Below are 3955 nucleotides of genomic sequence, written 5' to 3'. Positions count from 1 at the left end.
TTTTCCGTTTCCAAACCGGTCAAACGGTGCAAACGCATATTCAGAATTTCTTGAGCCTGAGTTGGCGATAAGTAATATTTACCATCACGCAAGCCATACTGTGGTTCTAAATCATCTGGGCGACAGGCATTCTCACCTGCACTAGCAAGCATCGCGGTCACATCACCAGGACTCCAAGCTTGAGCCAAGAGTTTTTCTTTCGCTTCCGCAGAACTTGGTGACTTCTTGATTAACTCAATAACCGGATCGATATTTGCCAAAGCAACCGTTAAACCTTCCAACACATGCCCACGCTCTCTCGCTTTACGGAGCAAGTAGACTGTTCTACGAGTAACGACTTCTCTTCGGTGCTTGACGAATATTTCTAGCGATTGCTTTAGATTGATCGTCTTTGGCTCACCATCAACCAAAGCAACCATATTAATACCAAATACGTTCTCAAGTTGAGTCTGGGCATAAAGGTTGTTCATGATCACTTCAGGCATTTCGCCACGTCGAAGTTCGATCACTATTCGCATACCTTCTTTATTAGACTCGTCACGAAGCTCGGTAATACCTTCGATCTTCTTGTCTTTAACAAGCTCGGCTATTTTCTCTATCAAACGGGCTTTATTAACCTGATATGGAATTTCTGTAACGACAATGCGCTCTTTTCCATTCTTATCGGTCTCGACCTCATAGCGCGCTCTTAAATAAATTTTCCCGCGGCCAGTCTGGTAAGCCTGGACTATCCCTGCACGACCATTAATAATCGCAGCGGTTGGAAAATCTGGACCTGGAATAATTTCCATAAGCTCTTCACAGGTAATATCACTATTATCCATCAGAGCAAGGCAAGCGCCGACAACTTCAGTTAGGTTGTGTGGCGGAATATTTGTTGCCATACCAACAGCGATACCTGAAGAGCCATTCACCAACAGGTTAGGAACTCTAGTCGGCATAACTTCGGGTATCTGCTCGGTACCGTCATAGTTAGGAACAAAATCGACTGTTTCTTTGTCCAAGTCAGCAAGCAACGAATGAGCAAGCTTCTGCATACGAATTTCGGTATATCGCATCGCAGCTGGGTTATCACCATCTATGGAACCAAAGTTACCCTGTCCATCTACAAGCATGTAACGCAAAGAGAAAGGCTGAGCCATTCGTACAATCGTATCGTATACGGCGGAGTCACCATGAGGGTGATATTTACCGATTACGTCACCGACGACACGTGCTGACTTCTTGTACGCCTTGTTCCAGTCATTCCCCAGTTCGCTCATCGCAAACAAGACTCGACGATGCACAGGCTTGAGACCGTCACGCGCATCAGGCAAGGCACGACCAACGATAACACTCATCGCATAATCGAGATACGACTGCTTCAATTCGTCTTCAATATTAACTGGAAGGATTTCTTTCGCTTGATCACCCATATGGACAGCGTTCCTGTTTATTCTGATTATTAAAATAAAGGTCGCGATTCTAACATATTTGAATGTCAAAAGTGACCATATTTAAACTTTTTGAAGACTAAAAACTGGAGACTATGCGAGGAACTACTAAGCTGATAGATAAACCCACGGCTTCTATATAGCGCCCTTTTATTATGTACAGACTAGCGTACCCTCAACTATGAAAAAATTCTTACTTGTTGAAGACAGCTCGATTGTTGTAAAAATCATCAAACACATCAACAAAAGCAATGCTGGCTTCCCTTTTGACATCGCCACGTCCTTCGCAGAAGCAAAGGAACACATTCAAAATAATGGCGCAGATGCGTACCTTGTTGCAGTGGTCGACCTAAACCTTCCTGACGCACCGGATGGAGAAGTCGTTGACTACACCATTGCAGAAAAAATCCCCACCATCGTACTCACGGGAAATTACGATGAAGAGAAAAGGGAGAAAATGCTGGAAAAGCGAATCGTCGACTACGTTGTAAAAGAAAGCCGCTTCTCTTACGAGTATGTCATAAAGCTGATTAAGCGCCTTGAAAAAAACCAGCATATAAAAATTCTTGTAGCAGACGACTCCAAAATGTCTCGCCGCTACATTCAACAGCAACTTGAGACACACCTTTATCAAGTGCACACCGCAGACGATGGCGACACGGCTTTAGAGGCCCTTGAACAACACCCAGATATTAAACTACTGATTACCGATTACAACATGCCAAGAATGAACGGCTTTGACTTGGTCAAAAACATCCGAAAAGAGGTGAGCAAGAATGAGCTGGTTATAATCGGCTTGTCTGGTGAAGGTGACGGAAAACTAACTGCCAAGTTCATAAAAAATGGCGCAAACGACTTCTTGAACAAACCCTTTAGCCATGAAGAGTTTCATTGCCGCATTTTACACAACATCGAAAACCTTGAGCATTCCCAAACGCTTAAATATCTCGCCTTCCATGACTTTGTTACAGGGCTGCCCAACAAACAGAAGTTCTTTCTTGATGGGAACAAAGAGTTAGAAAAGGCCGTAAGCCAGAGCACCCCAGTATCTGTTGCTCTACTCTCTGTTGACCAAATGCATAACATTCAAGACAAGCACGGCCTGGATGCGCCCGATATCACCATGCGCAATCTAACCACCCTGCTACCAAAGGCATTCAATCGCTTCCAATACGCTCGAATAAACGACTCTGACGTTGCAATACTTATGGCAGGGCTAAGCCTGGAACAAGCAGCAAAGCTTGTAGACGGCTTTAGGGAGCTAGTTGAAGACCATATTGTTATGATAGATGAGTTCAGCTTCAACTTCACTGTTTCAGCAGGAATAACCGAGAACAACAATAACTCTTTAATTGAGCTTTTAAAAAATGCTGACAATCGCCTGTATCTAGCCCGAGAAAATGGTGAAAATCAGGTATGGTTTGAAGACTAAGCAAGTCCTGCAAGATATACTTGCAGCAAAGAGATAGCCCTGACTATACTCTTACAGCACCAACACACCGTGATATTCTGCTTTTGTCACAATAAAAATAAAAACTATCGGGCACAGCAACTGCCTGAAACACAAGAAAGGTAGAACAACAATGAGTAACGCCACACCTTGGTACCATGATTATAGCGACTATATATCTGGCGCTCTTTTCGGGCTGATTACCCTGGATATTTTCATGCTTTTGATTCATGGAATTACTGAGCGCTCTTTATCAGACTACAGCATGGGAACGCTAGCTATCACCATCCCCATAATGCTCGTATGGAGCTTTGAACGACTTTATTCAAAACAAGAGCACTAAAAAACAAAAAAGCCCAACTTAATGTTGGGCTTTTTCATATTACAAAGACTTATCGACCATTAAAGATTGTCGGCATTCTCTGATAAGTATGCAGCAACGCCATCAGGAGAAGCGTTCATACCTTTGTCACCTTTATTCCAACCTGCAGGACAAACCTCGCCATGCTCTTCATGGAATTGAAGCGCGTCAACTAGACGAATCAATTCGTCCATATTACGACCAAGCGGTAAATCGTTAACGATTTGCGAACGAACAGTACCGTTAGTATCAATCAAAAATGCACCACGGAATGCAACACCACCTTCTGACTCAACATCATAAGCCTTACAAATATCGTGGTTCATGTCTGCTGCTAGCGTATAACCTACCTGACCAATACCACCATCATTGATTGGAGTGTTTCTCCAAGCGTTGTGAGTGAAGTGAGAATCGATAGAAACACCAATAACTTCAACGCCACGAGCTTTGAAGTCATCCATTCTGTGATCCAGAGCAATCAACTCAGATGGACAAACAAAAGTAAAATCTAATGGATAAAAGAACACCAAGGCATACTTGCCTTTTGTCGCTTCAGAAAACGTAAATTCATCAACGATAGAACCGTCACCTAGTACTGCAGATACTGTAAAATCAGGAGCTTGCTTACCAACTAAAACACTCATTAGTTATTACCTTCCTTAAAAGTTTTATTCGATAGAGATACAGAACGTATCTCTTAGTGTGGTTAAA

General features: G+C 43.0%; 4 protein-coding genes. 2 read left to right on the top strand and 2 right to left on the bottom strand.

Annotation, left to right across the window (positions count from 1 at the left end; translation table 11 throughout):
- Window positions 1–1415, bottom strand: a 1415-nt coding sequence (locus A3757_RS16550; protein WP_156506369.1) for a DNA topoisomerase (ATP-hydrolyzing), incomplete at its 3' end; no start/stop codon positions are given.
- 199 nt (window positions 1416–1614) lie between these two features.
- On the opposite strand from A3757_RS16550, the gene A3757_RS16545 reads away from it, so the two are divergent.
- Both A3757_RS16545 and A3757_RS16540 read left to right on the top strand, forming a co-directional pair.
- Window positions 1615–2865, top strand: coding sequence for a response regulator (locus A3757_RS16545; RefSeq protein WP_068515504.1), 1251 nt, complete (start codon window positions 1615–1617; stop codon window positions 2863–2865).
- A gap of 151 nt (window positions 2866–3016) precedes the next feature.
- Entirely contained in the window at window positions 3017–3226 is a 210-nt protein-coding gene (locus tag A3757_RS16540; RefSeq protein ID WP_068515507.1) for a hypothetical protein, read from the top strand.
- Between the two features lie 59 nt (window positions 3227–3285).
- Here the strand turns inward: A3757_RS16540 and A3757_RS16535 are convergent, their stop codons facing one another.
- Window positions 3286–3888 carry a peroxiredoxin gene (locus A3757_RS16535; protein ID WP_068515509.1) on the bottom strand — a complete coding sequence of 201 codons (603 nt, stop codon included), beginning with the start codon at window positions 3886–3888 and terminating at the stop codon, window positions 3286–3288.
- Window positions 3889–3955 lie beyond the last annotated feature (67 nt).

Source organism: Oleiphilus sp. HI0117, from assembly GCF_001635235.1.
This window is presented reverse-complemented; position numbering and strand designations above follow the sequence as displayed.

Coding starts and splice junctions, on each gene's coding strand:
- A3757_RS16540 (WP_068515507.1), top strand. CDS start 3,017: ATGAGTAACGCCACACCTTGGTACCATGATTATAGCGACTATATATCT.
- A3757_RS16535 (WP_068515509.1), bottom strand. CDS start 3,888: ATGAGTGTTTTAGTTGGTAAGCAAGCTCCTGATTTTACAGTATCTGCA.
- A3757_RS16545 (WP_068515504.1), top strand. CDS start 1,615: ATGAAAAAATTCTTACTTGTTGAAGACAGCTCGATTGTTGTAAAAATC.